At 38.7% G+C, this 20,615-nt stretch carries 25 protein-coding genes; 13 read left to right on the plus strand and 12 right to left on the minus strand.

All coding sequences use genetic code 11. From position 1 onward, the window contains the following. Nucleotides 1–99: 99 nt before the first annotated feature. The 4 genes from NMM25_RS08450 (at nt 100) to NMM25_RS08465 (ending at nt 3,355) form a co-directional block, all read left to right on the plus strand. Entirely contained in the window at nt 100–531 is a 432-nt protein-coding gene (locus NMM25_RS08450) for an Rrf2 family transcriptional regulator (protein ID WP_254736562.1), read from the plus strand. A gap of 92 nt (nt 532–623) precedes the next feature. Next, on the plus strand, nt 624–1,628 hold the full coding sequence (locus NMM25_RS08455; protein ID WP_254736563.1) for an NADP-dependent oxidoreductase: 1,005 nt from the start codon (nt 624–626) through the stop codon (nt 1,626–1,628). 13 nt (nt 1,629–1,641) lie between these two features. Beyond that, the gene (locus tag NMM25_RS08460) at nt 1,642–2,478 is read left to right on the plus strand and encodes an alpha/beta fold hydrolase (protein WP_254736564.1); all 837 of its coding nucleotides are present in this window, start codon (nt 1,642–1,644) and stop codon (nt 2,476–2,478) included. A 1-nt stretch (nt 2,479) separates the two neighbouring features. Continuing rightward, the gene (locus NMM25_RS08465) at nt 2,480–3,355 is read left to right on the plus strand and encodes an SDR family NAD(P)-dependent oxidoreductase (RefSeq protein WP_254736565.1); all 876 of its coding nucleotides are present in this window, start codon (nt 2,480–2,482) and stop codon (nt 3,353–3,355) included. A gap of 423 nt (nt 3,356–3,778) precedes the next feature. Here the strand turns inward: NMM25_RS08465 and NMM25_RS08470 are convergent, their stop codons facing one another. After that, nucleotides 3,779–4,726 (minus strand): AEC family transporter, encoded by a 948-nt coding sequence (locus NMM25_RS08470; protein ID WP_254736566.1) that lies wholly within the window; start codon nt 4,724–4,726, stop codon nt 3,779–3,781. Nucleotides 4,727–4,815: 89 nt separating this feature from the next. Further along, the gene (locus NMM25_RS08475; protein WP_254736567.1) at nt 4,816–6,441 is read right to left on the minus strand and encodes a malolactic enzyme; all 1,626 of its coding nucleotides are present in this window, start codon (nt 6,439–6,441) and stop codon (nt 4,816–4,818) included. A gap of 323 nt (nt 6,442–6,764) precedes the next feature. On the opposite strand from NMM25_RS08475, the gene NMM25_RS08480 reads away from it, so the two are divergent. Beyond that, nucleotides 6,765–7,115, plus strand: a complete 351-nt coding sequence (locus NMM25_RS08480) for a helix-turn-helix domain-containing protein (RefSeq protein ID WP_008809761.1) — start codon at nt 6,765–6,767, stop codon at nt 7,113–7,115. A 111-nt stretch (nt 7,116–7,226) separates the two neighbouring features. Next, on the plus strand, nt 7,227–8,102 hold the full coding sequence (locus tag NMM25_RS08485; protein ID WP_254736568.1) for a LysR family transcriptional regulator: 876 nt from the start codon (nt 7,227–7,229) through the stop codon (nt 8,100–8,102). Between the two features lie 331 nt (nt 8,103–8,433). Here NMM25_RS08485 and NMM25_RS08490 read toward each other — a convergent pair whose 3' ends face one another. Beyond that, a complete protein-coding gene (locus tag NMM25_RS08490) occupies nt 8,434–9,915 on the minus strand; it encodes a M protein trans-acting positive regulator PRD domain-containing protein (protein ID WP_254736569.1) in 1,482 nt (493 codons plus the stop codon). A gap of 296 nt (nt 9,916–10,211) precedes the next feature. Here NMM25_RS08490 and NMM25_RS08495 point away from each other — a divergent pair, with 296 nt between their 5' ends. From NMM25_RS08495 to NMM25_RS08515, 5 genes are all read left to right on the plus strand, one after another. Continuing rightward, a complete protein-coding gene (locus tag NMM25_RS08495; protein WP_042768735.1) occupies nt 10,212–10,448 on the plus strand; it encodes a GlsB/YeaQ/YmgE family stress response membrane protein in 237 nt (78 codons plus the stop codon). A gap of 99 nt (nt 10,449–10,547) precedes the next feature. Further along, complete coding sequence (gene amaP / locus NMM25_RS08500) at nt 10,548–11,111, plus strand: alkaline shock response membrane anchor protein AmaP (protein ID WP_254736570.1); 564 nt, start codon at nt 10,548–10,550, stop codon at nt 11,109–11,111. A 10-nt stretch (nt 11,112–11,121) separates the two neighbouring features. Further along, nucleotides 11,122–11,292, plus strand: coding sequence for a DUF2273 domain-containing protein (locus NMM25_RS08505; protein WP_045592535.1), 171 nt, complete (start codon nt 11,122–11,124; stop codon nt 11,290–11,292). Nucleotides 11,293–11,303: 11 nt separating this feature from the next. Beyond that, on the plus strand, nt 11,304–11,900 hold the full coding sequence (locus NMM25_RS08510) for an Asp23/Gls24 family envelope stress response protein (RefSeq protein WP_254736571.1): 597 nt from the start codon (nt 11,304–11,306) through the stop codon (nt 11,898–11,900). Nucleotides 11,901–11,941: 41 nt separating this feature from the next. Beyond that, the gene (locus NMM25_RS08515) at nt 11,942–12,145 is read left to right on the plus strand and encodes a CsbD family protein (protein WP_254736572.1); all 204 of its coding nucleotides are present in this window, start codon (nt 11,942–11,944) and stop codon (nt 12,143–12,145) included. 219 nt (nt 12,146–12,364) lie between these two features. On the opposite strand, the gene NMM25_RS08520 is transcribed toward NMM25_RS08515, so the two are convergent. From NMM25_RS08520 to NMM25_RS08530, 3 genes are all read right to left on the minus strand, one after another. Continuing rightward, nucleotides 12,365–12,886 (minus strand): hypothetical protein, encoded by a 522-nt coding sequence (locus tag NMM25_RS08520; RefSeq protein WP_254736573.1) that lies wholly within the window; start codon nt 12,884–12,886, stop codon nt 12,365–12,367. 69 nt (nt 12,887–12,955) lie between these two features. Further along, nucleotides 12,956–13,480 carry a thiol-disulfide isomerase gene (locus tag NMM25_RS08525; RefSeq protein WP_254736574.1) on the minus strand — a complete coding sequence of 175 codons (525 nt, stop codon included), beginning with the start codon at nt 13,478–13,480 and terminating at the stop codon, nt 12,956–12,958. 103 nt (nt 13,481–13,583) lie between these two features. Next, on the minus strand, nt 13,584–14,039 hold the full coding sequence (locus NMM25_RS08530) for a GNAT family N-acetyltransferase (RefSeq protein ID WP_254736575.1): 456 nt from the start codon (nt 14,037–14,039) through the stop codon (nt 13,584–13,586). A 69-nt stretch (nt 14,040–14,108) separates the two neighbouring features. On the opposite strand from NMM25_RS08530, the gene NMM25_RS08535 reads away from it, so the two are divergent. After that, nucleotides 14,109–14,771: an A24 family peptidase gene (locus tag NMM25_RS08535; RefSeq protein WP_254736576.1), complete on the plus strand. Its 663-nt coding sequence runs from the start codon at nt 14,109–14,111 to the stop codon at nt 14,769–14,771. Here the strand turns inward: NMM25_RS08535 and NMM25_RS08540 are convergent. Then, nucleotides 14,760–15,215, minus strand: coding sequence for an effector binding domain-containing protein (locus NMM25_RS08540; protein WP_254736577.1), 456 nt, complete (start codon nt 15,213–15,215; stop codon nt 14,760–14,762). The two genes, NMM25_RS08535 and NMM25_RS08540, sit on opposite strands and share 12 nt — an antisense overlap. Nucleotides 15,216–15,293: 78 nt before the next feature. On the opposite strand from NMM25_RS08540, the gene NMM25_RS08545 reads away from it, so the two are divergent. Further along, entirely contained in the window at nt 15,294–16,193 is a 900-nt protein-coding gene (locus NMM25_RS08545) for a YafY family protein (protein ID WP_254736578.1), read from the plus strand. A gap of 89 nt (nt 16,194–16,282) precedes the next feature. Here NMM25_RS08545 and trpA read toward each other — a convergent pair whose 3' ends face one another. From trpA to trpD, 5 genes are read right to left on the minus strand one after another with little or no spacing between them, the layout of a single operon-like run. Then, nucleotides 16,283–17,059 carry a tryptophan synthase subunit alpha gene (trpA, locus tag NMM25_RS08550; protein WP_254736579.1) on the minus strand — a complete coding sequence of 259 codons (777 nt, stop codon included), beginning with the start codon at nt 17,057–17,059 and terminating at the stop codon, nt 16,283–16,285. Next, the gene (trpB, locus tag NMM25_RS08555; protein WP_254736580.1) at nt 17,052–18,275 is read right to left on the minus strand and encodes a tryptophan synthase subunit beta; all 1,224 of its coding nucleotides are present in this window, start codon (nt 18,273–18,275) and stop codon (nt 17,052–17,054) included. Before trpB ends, trpA begins: the two co-directional genes overlap by 8 nt. Then, entirely contained in the window at nt 18,253–18,852 is a 600-nt protein-coding gene (locus tag NMM25_RS08560) for a phosphoribosylanthranilate isomerase (protein WP_254736581.1), read from the minus strand. The genes trpB and NMM25_RS08560 overlap by 23 nt, the downstream gene beginning before the upstream one ends. Next, nucleotides 18,839–19,606, minus strand: a complete 768-nt coding sequence (trpC, locus tag NMM25_RS08565) for an indole-3-glycerol phosphate synthase TrpC (RefSeq protein WP_254736582.1) — start codon at nt 19,604–19,606, stop codon at nt 18,839–18,841. Before trpC ends, NMM25_RS08560 begins: the two co-directional genes overlap by 14 nt. Next, entirely contained in the window at nt 19,603–20,607 is a 1,005-nt protein-coding gene (trpD, locus tag NMM25_RS08570; protein ID WP_254736583.1) for an anthranilate phosphoribosyltransferase, read from the minus strand. Before trpD ends, trpC begins: the two co-directional genes overlap by 4 nt. Nucleotides 20,608–20,615 lie beyond the last annotated feature (8 nt).

Here is a 20,615-nt window from a genome sequence, read left to right on the forward strand (position 1 = left end):
TCAAAAAAATTTTAAAAATTAAAAACAAAAGTCTTGCTTTTCTTTTTAATTGTGATATACTTGTTCTTGTATCGGATACAGGTTTAGAAAGGGGTTCATATGGATACAAAATTCTCAGTTGCTTTACATATCCTAACCATGATTAGTGAAAGCAAGGATACCTTAAGTTCACAAGCTCTGGCTGAGAGTGTTGGTACCAATGCTAGTTACATTCGTAAGGTGATTGCCTTGTTGAAAAATGAAGGTCTGATTCATTCCCATCAAGGAAAAACGGGTTATCAACTCAGTAAGTCTCCAAAGAAAATGACTTTACTTGAGATCTATTATGCAACTCAAGAAATCAATCATATTAGTTTATTTCCTGTTCACCAAAATAGCAAGCCTGATTGTCCCGTTGGAAAACATATCCAAGGAGCAGTTTCACCGCTTTTCGCTAGTGCCGAATCTCAACTAGAGAAGGAATTAGAAAATCAAACTTTAGAAGATGTCATTGACAATTTATATAAACAAGCCAAACAAGTCCGGAACTGATTTGATAGCAAGTCAGTTTTTACTCGAAACAACATATACTTGTATTAGATACAGGTATATGAAATCAAATCAAAAAGGAAAAGAGAAATCATATGAAAGTCGCACAACACACTACTTATAACAAAAAAAATATCACACTCAACATCACAGAAATCGCTAAACCAAGTATTACAGACAAACAAGTCTTGGTCAAAGTCACCGCAGCTGGTGTCAATCCACTGGATAACATGATCTCACGTGGTGAGGTCAAGATGATTGTTCCTTACAAGTTCCCTCAAACTGCTGGTAATGAAGTCGTGGGTATTGTTGAAAGCATTGGTAAGAAGGTTAACAACTTTCAAGTAGGAGATAGCGTCTTTGGTCGTTTACCACTTGACCATATCGGTGCCTTTGCAGAATACGTAACTGTCGATAGCCAGGCTCTAGCCAAAGTACCAGACTATCTATCTGATGAGGAAGCTGCTGCTGTTCCTCTTACTGCCCTAACCATTATGCAAGCCTTAGAACTCATGGGCGCTCAAGCTGGAAAAACAATCTTTATCTCTGGTGGTACTGGAGGAGTTGGTGGAATGGCCATTCCGATTACCAAAGCCAAAGGTTTGAAAGTCATCACTAATGGGGCTGGAGATAGTGCTGAGCGTGTATTGAAACTAGGAGCAGATCGTTTTATCGATTACAAGACAGAGGATTATACAAAAACGGTCAGTGAGGTGGATTATGTACTCGATACCCTTGGTGGGGCTGAAACTGAAAAACAAATGTCTATCATGAAAAAAGGGGGCCACCTTGTGTCTCTCCGTGCTATGCCAAACGGGGACTTTGCCAAACGTATGAAGCTACCAAAATGGAAACAGATGATTCTCGGCTTAGCTGGTCGCAAATTTGATAAGATGGCAGAAAAATATGGTGTTCACTATCATTTCATCTTTGTAGAAAGCAACGGTGCTCAATTACAAGAGGTAGCTGACCTTTTTAGTAAATTAGAAATCATACCATCTATCGATACAGTTTATCCATTTGAAGAAGTAAATAGCGCCTTAGACAAGGTCGCTAACGGGCGCTCTAGTGGTAAAACAGTCCTCAGCTTTAAGAAATAAAAAGGAAAACATCATGTCGTATATTACTACAAAAAATCAATACATCACTATCCAAGGAAATCAAATTGCCTATCGCGAACTCAGTAAAGGTAAATCAAAACTACCTCTTCTCATGCTTGTCCATTTGGCAGCAACTCTTGATAACTGGGATCCAAAACTACTAGACTTGATTGCTGAAAAGCACCATGTCATTGTAGTTGATCTTCCTGGTGTTGGAGCCAGTCAAGGAAAAGTTGCTCCGACGATTCCTGGGATGGCTGAGCAGACGATTTCCTTTATCGAAGCACTAGGTTACGATAAAATCAATCTCCTAGGTCTTTCCATGGGAGGTATGATTGCACAAGAAATAGTCCGAATCAAGCCGAATTTGGTCAATCGCTTGATTTTAGCAGGAACAGGACCTCGAGGTGGAAAAGAGGTCGATAAGGTGACCGGGAAAACCTTTAACTATATGTTTAAAGCTGGACTCGAACGGATCGACCCTAAGCGCTATATCTTCTACAATCATGATGAACAAGGTAAAATCGAAGCCCTAAAAGTTCTGGGCCGAATGGGTATGCGCACCAAGGAATTTGCAGATAAAGACATGGACGTACCAGGATTCTTGACTCAACTCAAAGCTATTAAACGTTGGGGGAAGGATGCGCAGGACGACCTTGCCTTCATCACTCAACCAACCTTAATCGTCAACGGAGATAAGGATATGCAGGTTCCGACTGAAAATTCTTATGACATGCATGAGAAAATAAAAGAAAGCAAGCTCATTATCTATCCCAATGCAGGGCATGGTTCGATTTTCCAATATGCAGACGAATTTTCAAAAGAATTAATGGCTTTCTTGGAGGATTAATATGGGCAAAACAATTCTAATAACAGGTGCTACTGACGGTATCGGTAAGCATTTAGCAAAAAAACTGGCCAGTGAAGGCCATCATGTCATCCTCCATGGTCGCAATCCTCAAAAACTGGAATTGGCCACTCAAGAGGTTCGTGCAGTGTCCTTGAGAGGCCGAGTGTCTAGCTACTTGGCAGATTTTTCAAAATTAGAGGACGTTTATCGATTTGTGGAGGAAATCAAGCGAGATTTTGAAAGTATCGATGTCTTGTTTAACAACGCAGGACTATATGCCGGGAAAGAGCGAAAAACGAGTACTGAAAACATCGAACGAACCTTTATGTTATCGGTTCTCGTTCCCTATGTTTTAACAACTGAGTTAAGTCCCTTGTTAGAAAATTCGCCTGATGGCCGTGTCATCAATACTTCCTCCTATATGCATCGTTTTGCCAAGGTCAAGGATTTGGACTTTGGATTTGAGAAGAACTACAATCCTGGTTTAGCCTACAATAATTCTAAGCTCTACACTATTTGGATGACACGCTATCTGGCTAGAGAGTTCTTTTTAATAGGTTCAACCATCACCATAAATTCCTACCATCCTGGCTTGATTTCAACTAACTTGGGGAATGATTCCAGTGATGAAAAGACGAAAAAGTCTCTCTTCGGACGATTGATGAAGTCTCTTTCAAAAGATCTGGATGAGGGGATTGAAACAGGCTATTACCTCACCTTATCAGAAGAAATCACTGGTTTAACTGGCTCCTATTTTGATGAGAAGAAAGTGAAGGCAGTATCTGAAAAAGGATATGATTTTGAAAAAGCTCAAAAATTAATCGCTTACTGCAATGATAAAATTGAGATGTTTCAAAAAAAGTCCAAAATACCTTAATATTATTATGACCCGATCGCTTAGCAAAGATAATATCAAAACTTATCTACTATCTATTGCTAAAAAAATTTGCCCCGCTTTTGCCCCATTTTGAAATAATTACATTGAAAATCACTCAAAGTATATTCTAAAAATCACTTATATTTCAATATTTTTAATTACTTTCAAGATGATAAATCCTTCCAAATCCATTCATGGGGCATCTAAATACAACAGGAAAGGCCTTGATTTCAAGGTTTTTTTTGATACTTTTTAAGAAAATTGTTCTATTTTTTATAAGCACAGAATAAGCGAGTCTTCTTAAAAGGCTCGCTTATTCTTTAATATAGAAAATATTATTCTAATAAATTTTTAGTCAATTAACTCCAGTAAGAATTTGAAAAAAGGTACTAAAAAAGTTGAATAACTATTTTTTAAGACCTATTATCCCAGAAAAATCATTACGATTGGAATAACAACCACAAATAGAACTGTGCTCAAAGTGACCACATTAGTTGAAAACTCAACGTCTCCGTCCCCTTGACTAGCAAGGATTGGTAAGACTGCTAAAGCTGGCGCTGCCGATTGAACAACGAATGTCTTGAATTCAGCTGATGGCATACCTTTAGCTGTCAAGGCAAGAATCACAAACATAACAAGTGGGCCTAAAACAAAACGACCAACTAACGTCACAATAGTATCTTTATCTAAGGTAATGGTATTCAAACCTGCTTTAGCAAGAACAATCCCAATATAAATAAGGGATAATGGAGTAACAATATTTCCGATATACGTTAAGGTATTAGTCGCAAAAGCTGGCACCGGGATACGAAGAATCAAAAATACAAGTGCAACCAGAAAGCCTACTAGAGGGGCTGGCAACAATTTCTTCCAATCAAATTTTGTTGCTTTATTACTGTGCCCTGATTTACTATCGCTCGTCATCAAATAGACACCCAAGGTCCAAGTGGAAATGGTGTTTGTGATATAATAAATCAAAAAATAGGGTAGTGCTTGATCTCCAAAAAGAGCAACGTTTAACGGCAATCCAATAAAAATAGTGTTGGCATTGACAAAGGTATTAATCATGGTCCCGCGACGACCTTTACGAACCTTGAAAACAACAACAGCAATATAAGCTACGATATAGCCTAAAATAAAGGCTGCAAACGTATAGAGGAGGCCTCCGGATAGGCTGATCAGATTATCCAGTGTTAGATATTTCATCACTGATACAAAGATTGAAACTGGTAATGCCACATTCATAATCAGGCGAGATAAATTAGGCCCAAAATTCTCTGAAAACCAACCACGAACTTTTAAGGTATATCCGAGTACAATAATCACAATGATTGGAATAATGCTCTCAATAGAGGTGAATAAGATTTCCATAAGAATCCTTTCTTTATCATTAAAAAAGTGTACGAAGCCAGATAGAAGCCAGCTCTCGTACACTTCATCTGAGTGTTGTCTATTTTAAATTATTGATAGGTTGGATACCATTTCAAATCACGGACTGCTTTAGCCATATCTGTTTCTTGAGCACGTGCAAGACCTTGTTCTTGTGCTTTTTTAGCGACTGCTTCTGCTACTTTAATAGAAACATCTGCTACATATTTGAACGGTGGCAAAACAGGAGCTCCTGGTTGGCCTGGATTGACAATACCACTCAATGAATGAGCCGCTGCTCCAATCATTTCATCAGTCAACAGACTTGCTTCAGAAGCCAGCATACCTAGACCAAGACCTGGGTAAATCAAAGCGTTGTTCGCTTGACCAATCACGTAGTCCACACCTTTATAGGAAACTGTACCAGCTGGAATTCCTGTCGCAACAAACGCTTTTCCGTCTGACCACTCGATCAAATCTTTGGCACTTGCTTCTGCGAGCTTTGTAGGATTGGACAATGGGAAGATCATTGGGCGTTCTGTATTTTCACACATAGCTTCTACGATTTCTTTGGTGAAGGTATTTGGCTGAGTGGAAGTTCCCACAAGAATCGTTGGTTTAACCGCCTTCACTACTTCAAGAAGGTCTGTCAGTTTATCCGCGTTGGCAAAATCAGAACGTTTCTTAGCAAATGGTTTTTGTTCCGGAGTTAAGTCATCCATATCATCAAAGAGAAGACCTTGTTTATCCACCATAAAGAAGCGTTTATAAGCTTCTTCTTCAGAAAGGCCTTCACTGACCATTTCACGAAGCACACGAGAGGCAATCCCCGCACCAGCAGTTCCACCACCATAGCAGAGGTAAACTTGATCCGTTAATTTTTCACCTGTAATATCCAATGAACCAAAGATACCTCCAAGGGTTACGATACCAGTTCCTTGGATATCATCATTAAAGGTTGGAATTTGCTTCCGGTATTTTTCAAGGATGTTGGCAGCATTTAAGCGACCGAAATCTTCCCAGTGAAGGTAGAGTTTAGGGAAAAGACGTTCTGCAGTTTGGACAAATTGATCGATAAAATCATAGTAACGATCACCACGCACACGTTCGTGACGATTTCCTAAGTAATTAGGATTGTTACGCAATTCTTCACGGTTGGTACCTGCATCAATGACCAAAGGAAGTACCATTGAAGGATCGATCCCTGCAGCTCCAGTATAGACCATCAATTTCCCAACAGAAATATCAACACCATTCGTTCCCCAGTCTCCAATACCAAGAATACCTTCTGCATCTGTCACAACAATGAGACGAATCTCACGATCCCCTGCTGCATTTTTCAAAGTGGCTTCAATATTTTCAGGATGATTGATATCAAGATATCCCGCATATTGTGGATCTACAAAGAGATCACTATAGCCTTCAATGGTATCTGCAATGGTTGGATCGTATACAATTGGATTGAATTCCTCCAAATGTTGAGAAAAGAGGTAATAGAAAAGAGTCCGGTTCGTGTTAAAAATTTCCATTAGGAAAAGACGTTTTTCCAAATCATTGGCTTTTGTTTGCATTTGTGCATAAGTTTGCGCCGCTTGTTCTTCAATCGTTTGAACATACGGTGGCAGTAAACCAATAAGACCTAGTTCCTTTCGCTCCTCTAAGGTAAAGGCAGTTCCTTTATTGAGGAAAGGGTTGTTTAAAATATCATGTGCAGTCATAATGTGACCTCCTTATTAGTTTATTCTATTATAACACTTTTTGCTTTATATGACACTTTGTTATATATATGATACAATATAGATGAATCACTGAATGAAAATTTAGACGACGCCCCTTAAAATGACGGAACTTCAAGCAATAACAAAATAATAGATTTGTCCATTCCTTACTAAATAGTTCTGATCATCTTTTTAAAAAGCGAGATTCTTTCCACGTTTTTAGAAAGTTATTCCCATCAAAAAATTCAAAATAAGTTTCTTATAACATACGTTGTTTTGTTTAAGGTGTTAATTTTGTTATTTAAAACTTGTATTCTGGTTACATGAAAACAAAACATTATTTACAACGGTATATAGCGCAAAAGGTCAAATATTTGCGAAAAAAACAGAACATGAGTCAAGAGGAGCTGTCAGAACGGGCAGACCTTGGATTAAAATACATCAATCAATTGGAAAATCAAAATGTGAATCTGACCATTCACAGTCTTGAAAAAGTCATTTCTGCTCTTGAGTTAACTCCTGAAGAATTCTTCAATTTTGATTCACTCGAAGCATCTTCAGATCCTACCGACAGCCTTTCACTTAAGAGAGTAAACATGAAAATTAAACAACTTCCAGTTGGAAAAAGGGAGAAGTTCCTAAAGATTTTTGAAGATCTTTTAGATAGCCTTTAATTGTCCTCTGACTCACCTTAGATTGTAACAAACAAAAAATCATATAGTCAAATTAGCTATCACGGATAATTTTTGCTTATCCATGTCTGTCTATTTATAAGAGGGAGCCCAATGAATCTTAAGGACTTTTATTATTTTCTTGATCTTAGTCAACAGCAATCCTTTACTGGGGTTGCCCAAAAACACGGGATCAGCCAACCATCCGTTTCCTATGCGATTAAACGACTAGAAAAGGAATTTCACTGCCAATTAATTGTGCACGATCCTTCTCACCGTACTTTCAAATTGACGCCCCAAGGAGAAATCTTGCTACGACATATTCAAAAGGTCTTACCTGAGATTCAAGGGGCAAAAAAAGAGATTCTACGGAGTCTCTCTCAATTCAATACGATTGGTTTTCCACCAATCATCATTGACTATCTTGTCCGAAAACAACCCGCCTTTATCAGTAATGTTGCAGCTCTTAAAAGTATCCATCCTGTTCAAGAAGGATCTGTCGAACTTTTGGAATTACTTTCCAAAGGAGATCTAGATGCTAGTTTTTTGGGGAGTTTGGAACCTATTAAAGACCATCGCTTCCAGGTAAGAGAAATGGCCAAACGAGATCTCTTCTATATCCTTCATCACAACCATCCACTAGCCTCAAAAAAAGTATTACAATTTTCAGACGTAATCGATGAAGATTTTATCATTCCAGATGAGCACTTTGTTCATTTAAAAGCCTTTGAACAGTTGAATGAGCGTTATCACCATAAGGCTACTCCCTTCTTTCAGACAAATGATATTCAGCTCCTAAAACAACTTCTTCGTAAACAAGTTGGAATTAGCTTACTAGCAGATCTTGCACTAACAGATGGTGAAAAAGAACTGATTGCGATTCCAATGGCAGAAAATGAACGGATCAGTCTTTGCGTTTCACTAGTTGAACCGAAGGAAAGTAATCTCAAACCGGAGGTCATCCAATTCTTTGAAAGATTACTAAACTAGTCGCTGTCTTTGTTCCTAGTGCTAATGTAGAAACATAAATAAAGTGACTAGCTCGTATTTTTACGGATAAAAAATATATTAGAAATACCGATAAAATAGGGATTCCTACAAATTTGTAGGAATCCTATTTTCTTATTTTTAAATAAGAAGATTTCTTATAAATTCATGCAGGGGGCATCTAGATACAACAGGAAAAGCCTTGGAATCAGGGCTTTTTTGCTTGTTCCGAACAAAAACATGACAAGATTTTAGGATATTCTGAGTTTAGTATAGATAAAATTCTTTCCTTATAAAATAAAAAACGCTATCTAGCGTTTTTTGTTATTCTTAGTTACTCGTCTAATCGAATAAACATCATTGCGTTAAGCAAAGAGATGAGAGCGACTGTATTGACATTATTAGAATAAATCAATCTCTTATTTTCAATAGGAGGAATAATAAAATTAGAAATAATGATGTCGTATGGTGATTCTTTTAGAGACTCAAGGGATAACTCTAATTCACTCCAAACTTCCAGTTCAAAATTGTTACTGCAATAGTAAGAAAGTGTCTCTGCTACTGATTTTGCATGATACTGATCAAAATTACTCATAACCAAAACCTTTAATTTAGGTTGATTTTGTAAAAGGTTTAACACTAAGTGTTTGCTATGGGTGATAAACGTATAGGTCAAATGATTGACCTTCATTGAACTACGATCCATATCCAAAGCCTCTAGATAGTGTTCAATTCCTTCCTTCACCTCTGAAACAAATCGAGGGAAAATATTTTGAAAGTTCTTGATTGTATTGCCTTTTTGATCAAATAAGATAAACTCTGTTGATAATTCCTGGCGATGCAGATGTGCCGTATTGTGCATATGCCAAATCAGATTGTCCTTATTGTCTACTTGAAGATTATACTCTCTTGATACCTTATCCACTAAATCTTCCAATAACTGATACGATTTTTTTACATAGCTGTCAGTTTTTGCATAGTTCAAGAATAATTCTTCATCTATGAAAAACATTTTTTGAAAATAGGATACAAATAGTTGACCGATCACTTCTTTATTCAGTGAGATCTGATACTCAGAATCAAAACTCGCTACAATCTCGTTGATTCCTTCTGCCTGCATAAACGATTCCAACAATTGGTTGTTAAAAGAGTCTCTCTCAACTTCCATGAAATGACCAAACTTTATGCGATATAAATTTGTAACCAGAAGTAATTTTAACATTCTATGAGTTGATAAATTCATCGGGAAAGAAGTTGCTTTATAGACTAATTCCAATAATTGAGACAAGGGTTCTTGAGAAAAATCTTCAAAGGGCCATTCAAGGAAATAATATTTCTCTGAAAAATACTGGGCAAAAAAGTAACGGATATCAATCTCATTTCCAGTGATTCGAACTGGATTGAGGCTAATTTCAAAACGGTATTGTTTCTTAATAATTTTATTAATATGACTGATGATACGGTAAAGAGAGGAAGAACTGATATAAAACTCTTTGCAAATACTATCAGTATCACATCCTTCATTAAAGAAGATAAATTCTAAAATTGAAAAGTGGGTTGAATGCTTAAAAAAATGATGATAGACCATCTCAATATCACTATCATCGGTATTAATGATACGGATGCCGTTTGTTGAGGAATGAAATATCAAGTCAGGAAAGGAAGACCTGACATGGGATAAGTCATTTTTTACAGAACGTTCTGTACAGTGCAATAATTCTGCTAGTTCTGAAATATGAAACCAGCGTTTGTTTTCAAACAGTAATTCTAATAATTCTAATTGTCTGTGACTTTTTTTAGATAATAAATCTCTCATGGATAGCTTTTCTCTCTTTATAATAAACTGAAGGATTGTCTTTCAATCTTCATGCAATTATACCACATGGAGTCCATTTATCCTCTTACAACGACTTTTGCTTGTCATAAAAAGACTAGTCTAATCCCTTAGAAACCCAGTAGCATCAAGATTTTCTTATTTATTTGTATCTAAAGTGCATTTTTACGGTACGTAATTCAAGACAAACTATTATGTTTCCAAGTTGAGATAGTATATAATTAGTTCAATCAAAGAAATTGACTCTTTGATTTAGAAATAGAAAAGGAGGATACACTATGTTGTGGTCCATTATTGTAGGAGGTCTTATTGGTCTCGCCGCAGGTGCAATCACTAAAAAAGGTGGTTCAATGGGAATAATTGCAAATATCTTTGCAGGTCTTATCGGTTCATCTGTAGGACAATCTCTTCTCGGAAGCTGGGGACCTTCATTGGCTGGAATGGCTATTATTCCATCAATCGTAGGTGCAGTGATTGTTGTTGCAGTCGTTTCATTCTTATTTGGTAAAAAATAAGCTCTACCTAATAAGAAATTAAAAGTAATAAGCCATAATTTTGAATACTGTAGACGGGTAAAATTATGGTTTAAAGCTTTTCATTTGAAAGGATTTAATATGTCAAAATCAAAGAAAATACTGTTACTTATTTTCTGTATCTTAATCTTGACTATTTTCCTTCCTATTCTCATAGATTATCATCAGGTCAGTGATTTAGATATCCACTTATTCAGTTGGAGAGAACTCTACGCTGAATTTCTGATTGCTAGATATGTCTTTTGGGGGACACTTGTCCTATCTGTTTTAGTGTTAATTTCAATGCTAGTAATACTCTTCTATCCTAAACAGTATTTAGAGATTCAATTAGAAACTCAAGAAGATACATTAAAACTAAAAAACTCAGCTATCGAAGGCTTTGTTCGATGTTTGGTCATTGATCATCAGTTGATCAAAGAACCAACAGTCCATGTAAATAGCCGCAAAAATAAATGTTTCGTTACTGTAGAAGGAAAAATTCTTCCTTCAGACAACATCTCAAGCCGATGTCTAGTCATTCAGAATGAAATAACTCATGGATTAAAGCAGTTCTTTGGTATTGAACGTGAGGTAAAACTTGAAGTTAAAGTTAAAGAGTATGAACCTCGAAAAACGACCAAAAAGACTGTTAGTCGTGTAAAGTAAGGAAGTAAAAATGGAATGGTTTAAAAAATATCAGTATCCAATTATTGCAGGTTTAGTAGGTGTTATTCTCGCTTGCTTTATCTTATCCTTTGGCTTTTTCAAAACACTCTTTGTGTTAATCTGTGGAGGCTTAGGAACATTTACTGGATATTATGTTAAGGAAAAATATTTAAATAAATAAAGGAGTCTCGTATGTCAAACGTAGATAAATATGTAGATAAAAATGTAGAAAAAAAAGATGTTGCTGTTGTTTCTCAAGATGTTAAAGGGGAACTCACTTATGAAGACAAAGTGATCCAAAAAATCATTGGTCTTTCACTTGAAAAAGTACCTGGACTTTTGGATGTTGATGGAGGATTCTTCTCTAATCTAACAGAAAAAATTATCAATACAGATAATGTCACTCATGGTGTCAATGTTGAAGTTGGGAAAGAACAAGTCGCAGTTGACTTGAACGTTGTTGTTGAATACCAAAAGAATGTCCCTGCTTTGTACAAAGAAATCAAAGATGTTGTCGTATCACAAGTTACAAAAATGACTGATCTAGAAGTTGTTGAAGTCAATGTGAATGTTGTTGATATCAAAACAAAGGAACAGCATGAAGCAGATTCAGTTAGCCTTCAAGACCGAGTAACTGACGTGGCTTCTTCAACAGGAGAATTTGCTTCAGAACAATTTGAAAAAGTGAAATCTGGTATCGGTTCAGGTGTTGCTACTGTTCAAGAAAAAGTAGGCGAAGGTGTTGAAGCCGTTAAAGGCGAAACAAAGGAAAATGCTCGCGTACACTAATTCATTTAGTCTAAATCAATCAATTTGAAGGAGGCAGAATCATGTCAACAGAAGAAAAATTTAACCAAGCAAAAGGCTCCATTAAAGAAGGTGTCGGCAAAATGATCGACGATGAAAAAATGGAAAAAGAAGGAGCAGCTGAAAAAGTTGTTTCTAAAGTAAAAGAGGTTGCTGAAGATGCTAAAGATGCTGTTGAAGGTGCTATTGAAGGTGTTAAAAACATGCTTCACAAAGACGAAAAATAAGCCTAAACGGTAATCGACCTTTTTATATATAGTAGTCAAAAAGAGGACCGCAAATGTCCTCTTTTTTTGTACATCAGATTCTAAACACGTTTCCAAATTTTCGTTAAAAGAAATTCTTAACAGGAAAAGCCTTGGAATCGAGGCTTTTTTGTTTACTTAAAATAATAGCTCCCTTTTTAAAGAATGAAAATTGAAAAGCTTACACACTACTAGACTGGCTTATTTATCCACCACCTGAGCTTCAAATTGGGCTAGCTGGTTGTCTACATTGGTAATGGTTATCGTGTAGGGCTTGTTATTGGTGGCATCAAACACTTTTTCACCTTGATAACTCACAACAACTCCATCTTTTTCTAAATAAATATCTGGTTGCTTGTTTGAAAGTTCTTCATCCTCCTCATCGAAACCATGGCTTTTTATAATTTTTTGTCCCTCTACTTCATAGTAAACATCACCATTACTCTCACTCCAAACACTTGAGCCAGTTAATTTAATTTTACTTGAATCGTTTTTCTTCAAGATGAAGATTGAATAGTATTTCAAATCTTGTGTTCTGGGATTTACTCTCAAGCTGACGGATTGACCTGGTTGAAGAGTGTATTTACCATAGTTCAGAACGAAAAAGACAAACCAAACTAGCAGCAAACTATACAAGACTCCTATAATCATTCGTGAGCGCCTACTTTTAAACAAACGTAAAAGTAACACAAAAGAGACAATGAAGAGCAATTCTGTAAACATTTTATCCCTCCTTTCTAATCATCGTTGACACTCTGAACAGAGTCTCGCTTCCATTTCTCACTGGTAGCATCAACCATACAAAGTCTGATACATCTTGTCTAGAAAAGCTTTCAACTCTTTTTGAACAACCTTTAATAGGCGTTCTTCTTCTGCTTGAGAGATGTTCACATCTTCTTTTTTTTGATTACTAATATAAGAATAGTAACTACGTTTTATGGTTAATTGATGATCTAAAATATAGTAGGCATCTATTTTTTCCTCATTTACCATTGTTTCAAATAAAACAGAGACTTCATCCCTGCCAGGATTCAACATTTTCAAATCAATGTCTCCTTTTATCCCTATGGAGTCAATTCCTCCATCCAAGCGGATAGCACCGTCGGGAGGAACAATATAGCCTGCTTTTCGCATGTCAGACGCATATTTCCCTGAATCCATTAAACGTTGTAAGACAGCTATACTGTCCTTTTCTTCAAAGGAAGTCTTTAATTGGAAGCGTTCTTGGTGGTTTTGATACTGAAAATAAAGAGTAAAACCAACAACTAAGGCAAGTACAGAAGCGAGCAAGATTCGTATTTTTCTAGGTCTCGACATTTTTATCTCCTCTATCTTAGAAATCATAGAAGTCTTGTTTCTAACTTTGAAAGATAACTTCCTTTTCCTTGAAAATCCTTGGGACTCTAGCCCCATGTGACTGCTATCTCCCCTTTTTCATGATGTATTTTCGTATAGGTGTTTCAACCATTTGAACGATTTCAAATCCTGCTTTTTGGTAAAGCTTGTAAGCTGTTTGATTTGCCTCGTAGACATTTAGAGAAATAGTGTCTATGTCTTCATTTTCAAAGGCCAAACTAACAAATTTCCTTAAAGCCTGGCTACCTAAGCCCTGCCCCTGCTTCTGAGGGTTGATAAAAAATCTCCCGATATGAAGATTTCTCTCTTCTAGCCTGATTTTCTGGATAAGCCCGACAAACTCTTGTCCATCAAATATTGAAAAGATTCCTTCCAAATCTTGCAAGATTTGAATTGTTAAGGGAAAAGGAATCATTGTTCCCATCCATTGTTCTTGAAAGGATTTGCCAAGGGAGTTGGACCATTGGCATACGTGCTGAGCATTTTCTAGGCTCATATTTTCTTCAAAACGAATCATCATCTTGACCTCACCATCTTATCAATGTTTCTTTATTATACTACTTCTTCTATTTTTTACGAATAGATAAGTATGATTGATTTTTATTTTTTTCTTGTCGGGAGCATTCTCGCTTCTTTCTTGGGTTTGGTCATTGACCGTTTTCCTGAGCAATCCATTATCCGACCAGCTAGTCACTGCGATTCCTGTCAGACTCGCTTGCGACCGCTAGATTTGATTCCTATCCTTTCGCAGGTGGTCAATCGCTTTCGCTGTCGCTACTGCAAGATTCGTTATCCATTCTGGTATGCCCTCTTTGAACTCGGCTTAGGAATCCTCTTTCTAGCTTGGTCTTGGGGCTGGATTTTCTTGGGCCAAGTCATCCTAATCACTGCTGGCTTGACCTTGGGCATCTACGACTTTCGCCATCAGGAATATCCCCTACTGGTCTGGCTGACTTTCCACCTAATCCTCATGGCTTTCTGTGGTTGGAATCTAGTCATGGTCTTCTTCATTATCCTTGGAATCATGGCTCATTTCATAGATATCCGCATGGGTGCAGGGGATTTTCTCTTTCTGGCTTCTTGCGCTCTCGTTTTTAGTGTGACAGAATTACTCATCTTGATCCAGTTTGCTTCTGCGACGGGGATCCTAGCTTTTCTCCTGCAAAAGAAAAAGGAAAGACTTCCTTTTGTGCCTTTCCTCTTACTTGCTGCGACTATAATAATTTTCTATCAGTTCTTATTAGTTTGTTGAATTGGGAACCCAAAGCTCAACTTCTGCATCCATGGGATTACCGTTTAAAAGTATTTCTAAGATAATTCCATCATTGTAAAGCGAGCTATATTCTCCCTCAAAAAAGTTATCCTCCAATTTATCAAACAAGAGTCTTGATTTATCACCACTGGCTGAGCTTACTAAATAATCTTTCTCTGGGACAAGAATGCTTTCGTAACCTGCCACAACATTATTTGCTGCAACTCCTGCGTAGTATTGTATACCATCTTTATGAGGAACTATCAAAGCATAGCCTCTTTTATCTATGGAATGGGGCATCAATTTTCCTAGCATTTCTTCTTTAAATAACTGAGTATAGAATGCCGTTTTCTCTTTAGAATAGTGATGTTCATGAACTGTAGTTCCTTCTATCAAAATACTCTTGCCAACTAAGGTAAACGATGGTTTAGTTTGATGTTTCATTATATGAACTCCTTTCTTTATGGTATAATCATAACAAAAGTAATATGACAACTATCTGTCATATTTAAGGAGAAAATTATGAAAATCGACCGTCAAATGGGGATTATTTCTCATTTAGTAAATAAACGAAAAACAACAGCTAAAGAATTATCAGAACTTTTTAAAGTCAGCACACGAACTATTATGAGAGATATTGATGATTTATCTCTTGCAGGCATTCCTTTTTATGTAATGAAAGGAAAAAATGGAGGCATTTTTCTTATGGAGGACTTCCAAACTGATAAACCTCCCCTGACCCAATCCGAAAGGCTTTCGATCGAATCTGGTTTAAAAAGCCGTTATCAAGTATTGGAAGATACCTCTACTTTCAATGCTATATTGAAATTAAATGCTACCAATACATACTCTGATTTCGAAATTGATTTGTCTCTATCTCAAGGGAACTTGGAAATCCGAACTTTGATTTTTAAGTTATTGGAAGCTATCAGAGGTAGAGTAAAAATAAAATTTTCCTATATTAATTCACAAGGACTGGTGAGTCAAAAAAATTGTGAGCCTTACCGTATTGTCTATAAGGACCGAAGTTGGTATATGGATGCCTACGATACTGATAAAGCGCGTTTTTCTGTTTTTAAAGTTGCTAGAATTAGTGAACTTACTCTCTCTGATACTTTTTCAAAAAGACATTTTACACCACTTCCCTATGATGGTGGTACATGGATGAATGAAAACAAAGTACCTGTCATCCTGCATGTCCAGAAAATTGTTCTTGATCGATTTGTGGAACTCTTAGGCTATAATGCCATAAAACCTATTAATAGCGATATTTACGAGATTATTTATCCGTTAAACGACAATGATTGGGGATACAATACCTTGCTTGCTTTTGGAAAATACATCACTGTTATATCTCCTAAGCATTTCCTGAAACATTTCACCAACTATATAGATACCATTCATAAGCAATACCCAAACTAATAATCAACTGTCATTCATGAACTTATACCCTCAAAAGAAAAAGGAAAGACTTCCTTTTGTGCCTTTCCTCTTACTTGCTGCTTGTTTGGTTATTTTTGGTAAGCTACTGCTTGTTTGATAAAGTCCTCAATCGGCTCTCCTTGGTGGAGAGCTTTTACAATTTTCGAACCGACGATGACGCCATCTGACACCGCATTGAAGCGTTCTACATCAGCCTGGCTAGACACACCAAAACCTGTCAAGACTGGGATGTCAGCTACTCGATGCAATTGCGCCAAGTGCTTGTCCAAGTCTGCACGGTAATTGCCTGATTTCCCTGTTACCCCATTGATGGCAACAGCATAGACGAAGCCTTCAGCTCCCTTGATCAACTCTTTTTGACGGTCGAGTCCTGTCGTCAAACTAACTAGGGGAATCAAGGCGATGTCCGTGTCTGCCAAAAAGGGCTCCACAAAGTTGGCATGCTCATGAGGCAGATCTGGAATGATCAAGCCCTTAACTGCTGTATCTGCCAGGTCTTTGACAAATTTCTCCACACCGTACTGAAAGAGGGGGTTGAAGTAGGTCATGATGACAAGTGGGATTTCTGTCTGAATGGTTTTCAAAGTTTCAACCAAAGCCTGGGTAGAAGTCCCATGAGCTAGACTGCGCAAGCCTGCTTCTTCGATCACAGGTCCATCTGCAACAGGGTCTGAAAAGGGAATGCCCACTTCAATAGCTGAAACACCCAAATCTTCTAAAAAGTGGATTGTTTCAGCGAGACCATCCAAACCTTTTTCATGGTCTCCAGCCATGATATAGGGAACGAAAATTCCTTTTCCAGTTGCTTTGATAGCATTCAATTTTTCTGTTAGTGTCTTAGGCATGAGCTTCTCCCTTCTCTGCTGCATCTGCTTCCAAGCGGTCTTTGACTTGAACCACATCCTTGTCCCCACGACCTGATAGGCAGACAATCATAGACTTGTCTGGGCCAAGTTCTTTAGCCAATTTCACCGCAAAGGCAATAGCATGGCTAGATTCCAAGGCTGGGATAATCCCTTCCACACGAGACAAGAGTTGGAATCCTTCCAAGGCTTCCTCGTCTGTCACAGGAACATAGCTGGCACGTTTAATATCGTGGTAGTGAGAATGTTCTGGACCGATACCAGGATAGTCCAAACCTGCTGAAATAGAAAAGGCTTCTAAGATTTGTCCATGTGCATCTTGGAGCACATCCATAAGCGAACCGTGGAGAACACCCGGACGACCCTTGGTCAAGGTAGCTGCGTGATGCTCTGTATCCACACCAAGCCCTGCTGCTTCAGCCCCATACATTGCTACTGACTTATCTTCTACAAATGGATGAAAGAGACCGATAGCATTAGAACCACCACCAACACAGGCTACTAGGGCATCTGGCAAATCTTGACCTGTCAAGTCACGGTACTGTTGTTTAGCCTCTCGACCGATGACACTTTGGAAGTCACGAACAATTTCTGGGAAAGGATGAGGGCCCAAGGCAGAACCAAGGATATAGTGGGTATCGTCGATATTAGCCACCCATGAACGAAGGGCTGCATTAACTGCATCCTTGAGCACGCGCGAACCATCTGTCACAGCCTCAACCTTGGCTCCCAAAAGCTCCATACGGAAGACATTGAGGGCTTGGCGTTTGACATCTTCCTCACCCATATAGATGGTACATTCCATGTTAAAGAGGGCTGCAGCTGTTGCAGTTGCCACACCGTGCTGACCAGCACCAGTTTCAGCAATAATTTTATTTTTGCCCATACGTTTAGCCAGAAGAACTTGTCCCAAGGCATTGTTAATCTTGTGGGCCCCTGTATGGTTGAGGTCTTCCCGTTTGAGGTAAATCTTGGCTCCGCCGATATGCTGGGTCAAGTTTTTTGCGTAGTAAAGGGGAGTTTCACGTCCCACATACTGGCGCAAAAGTTGGTTTAATTCCTCTTGGAAACTTGGGTCTGCCTGACTTTCACGGTAGGCCTTCTCCAACTCCAAAACTGCTGTCATCAATGTTTCTGGGACGAAACGTCCGCCAAATTTTCCGTAAAATCCATCTTTATTTGGTTCTTGATATGCCATTCTTTGCCCTCTCTATAAATCTTCTAATCTTTTCCTGATCTTTCTGTCCATCTGTCTCCACTCCACTCGATACATCTACTGCATAGGGAGTAAAGTGTTGAATTGCTTTTGCTACATTGTCTTCCTTAAGCCCACCTGCTATAAAGAAAGGCTGAGCTAATTCCGTCGTATCCAGTTGACCCCAGTCAAAGGTCTGTCCACTCCCAGCCACAGGGGCATCAAAGAGGAGATAATCCGCCTGAGAATGAGGCACATGACCATTTCCATCCACCTGCACGGCCTGAATACTGCTACAAGGCAAATCTTCAAACAACTCATCTGCCACCTGACCATGAACTTGAACCAAGTCCAAGCCAACTTTGTCAATCGCTTCTAGCAGTTGAGCTCGACTTGGTGAAACAAATACACCAACCTTTTTAACATTAGTAGGAATGAGCTTTGCCAGCTCAGCGGCCTCTTCCAAGGTCACCTGTCTTTTACTCGGTGCAAAGACAAAACCGATGTAGTCTGCCCCTGCTGAAACGGCTGTCTCTACCGCTTCTTTGGTCGATAATCCACAAATTTTAACCTTTGTCAATCTGCAACTCCTTGATTCTCTGGGCTACATCTTCTGCCTGCATGAGAGCTGTTCCCACCAAAACTCCGTTAAAGTATGGTGCTACACGTTCCGCATCCTGCCCTGTGAAAATGGCAGATTCAGAAATGTAATAGCGACCTTCCTCAAAGTGCTGGGCCAAGTCTACACTAGTCTGCAAGTCGACTTCAAAGGTGGTCAAGTTGCGGTTGTTAACCCCAATAATCTCAGCACCCAGTCTGTGGGCCACTTCTAGTTCAGCTAGATTGTGAGTCTCCACCAAGACTTCCAAACCTAACTCTGTCGCGTAGTCATACAGTTCCTTGAGGCGTTCTTCTGACAAGGCTGCCACGATGAGCAAGATGACTGTCGCCCCTGCATTCCGAGCTCGGATGATTTGCTTTTCATCGATGATAAAGTCCTTGTTGAGTGTCGGAATCTCTACCTGACTAGAAATCTCTCGTAGATAATCCAAATGCCCTTTAAAGAAAACTTCATCTGTCAAAACCGAAATCATCACTGCGCCGTTCGTTTCATAAGTCTGGGCCTGTTGTACAATATCCACATCGAGATTAATATCTCCCAAACTAGGGCTAGCCTTCTTGACCTCAGCGATTACCTGTAAACGGTCTTGGTGATTCTTCAAAAATGCTGCCAAGCGATAGGTCTGGCGCAAGGGCTGGATTTCCTCTAGCTCCATTTGCTTGACCTCACGCGCCTTCTGCTCCAAAATTCGTGCTAAAAATTCCTGACTCATTTTTGGTACTCCTGTAACAGTCTGAGTTTTTCAAGGGCCTTGCCACTAGCAATCACTTGACGGGCCAAGGCAACTCCTTCCTTGATATTAGCTACCTTACCATTGGCATAGAAACCAAGACCAGCATTCAAGACTGTCGTTTCCAAGAATGGACTTGGTTCGTTTTGAAGAACGCTGAGCAAAATTTCTGCATTTTCCTGAGCATTTCCTCCTCGAATGTCTTCAATAGCGTAGCGTTCCATCCCCAAATCCTCTGGAGTAAAGCTTGATAAGGTGATTTCTCCATTTTCAAGAAGAGCAATCTTGGTTGTTCCGTTCAAGCCAGCTTCATCTAGCCCTTCTGGTCCAGCAACCACGATGGCACGTTTGCGACCCATATTTTTCAAAACCTGAGCGGTACTTTCTAGCAGTTCTGGACGACTAATGCCAAGCAGCTGTGTTTCCAAGGCCATTGGGTGAATTAGTGGACCAGTCAAGTTCATAATCGTTGGAATTCCTAGTTCCAAACGAGCTGGCATGATGTATTTCATAGCTGGGTGCATATTTTTGGCAAATAGAAAAACGATGCCAGTTTTATCAAAGACCTTACCAAGCTCAGCTGGTTTGAGATCTAGGTTGATACCCAAGGCTTCGAGGACATCTGCAGAGCCAGATTTAGAAGAAATTGAACGGTTACCGTGCTTGGCCATGTGAACACCGCCACCAGCCAAGACAAAGGCTGCAGTTGTAGAGATGTTAAAGCTGAAAGATTTGTCTCCACCTGTACCACAGTTGTCCATGGCATCATGGATTTCAGTTGGAATATGTTGAGCATGCCCTCTCATGACTTGGGCAATGGCTGTGCGCTCTTCAGGTGTTTCCCCCTTCATCTTAAGGGCCAAGAGGAGAGAAGCAATCTGCGCCTCTGTTACACGTCCAGTAACTATACGCTCAATGACGTCCGTCATTTCCACACCTGATAAATTTTCAAATTTTGCTAGTTTTTCAATAATCTCTTTCATCCTAGTTT

The sequence above is a fragment of the Streptococcus sp. CF10-1 genome (assembly GCF_024295825.1).
Taxonomy (GTDB): Bacteria; Bacillota; Bacilli; order Lactobacillales; family Streptococcaceae; genus Streptococcus.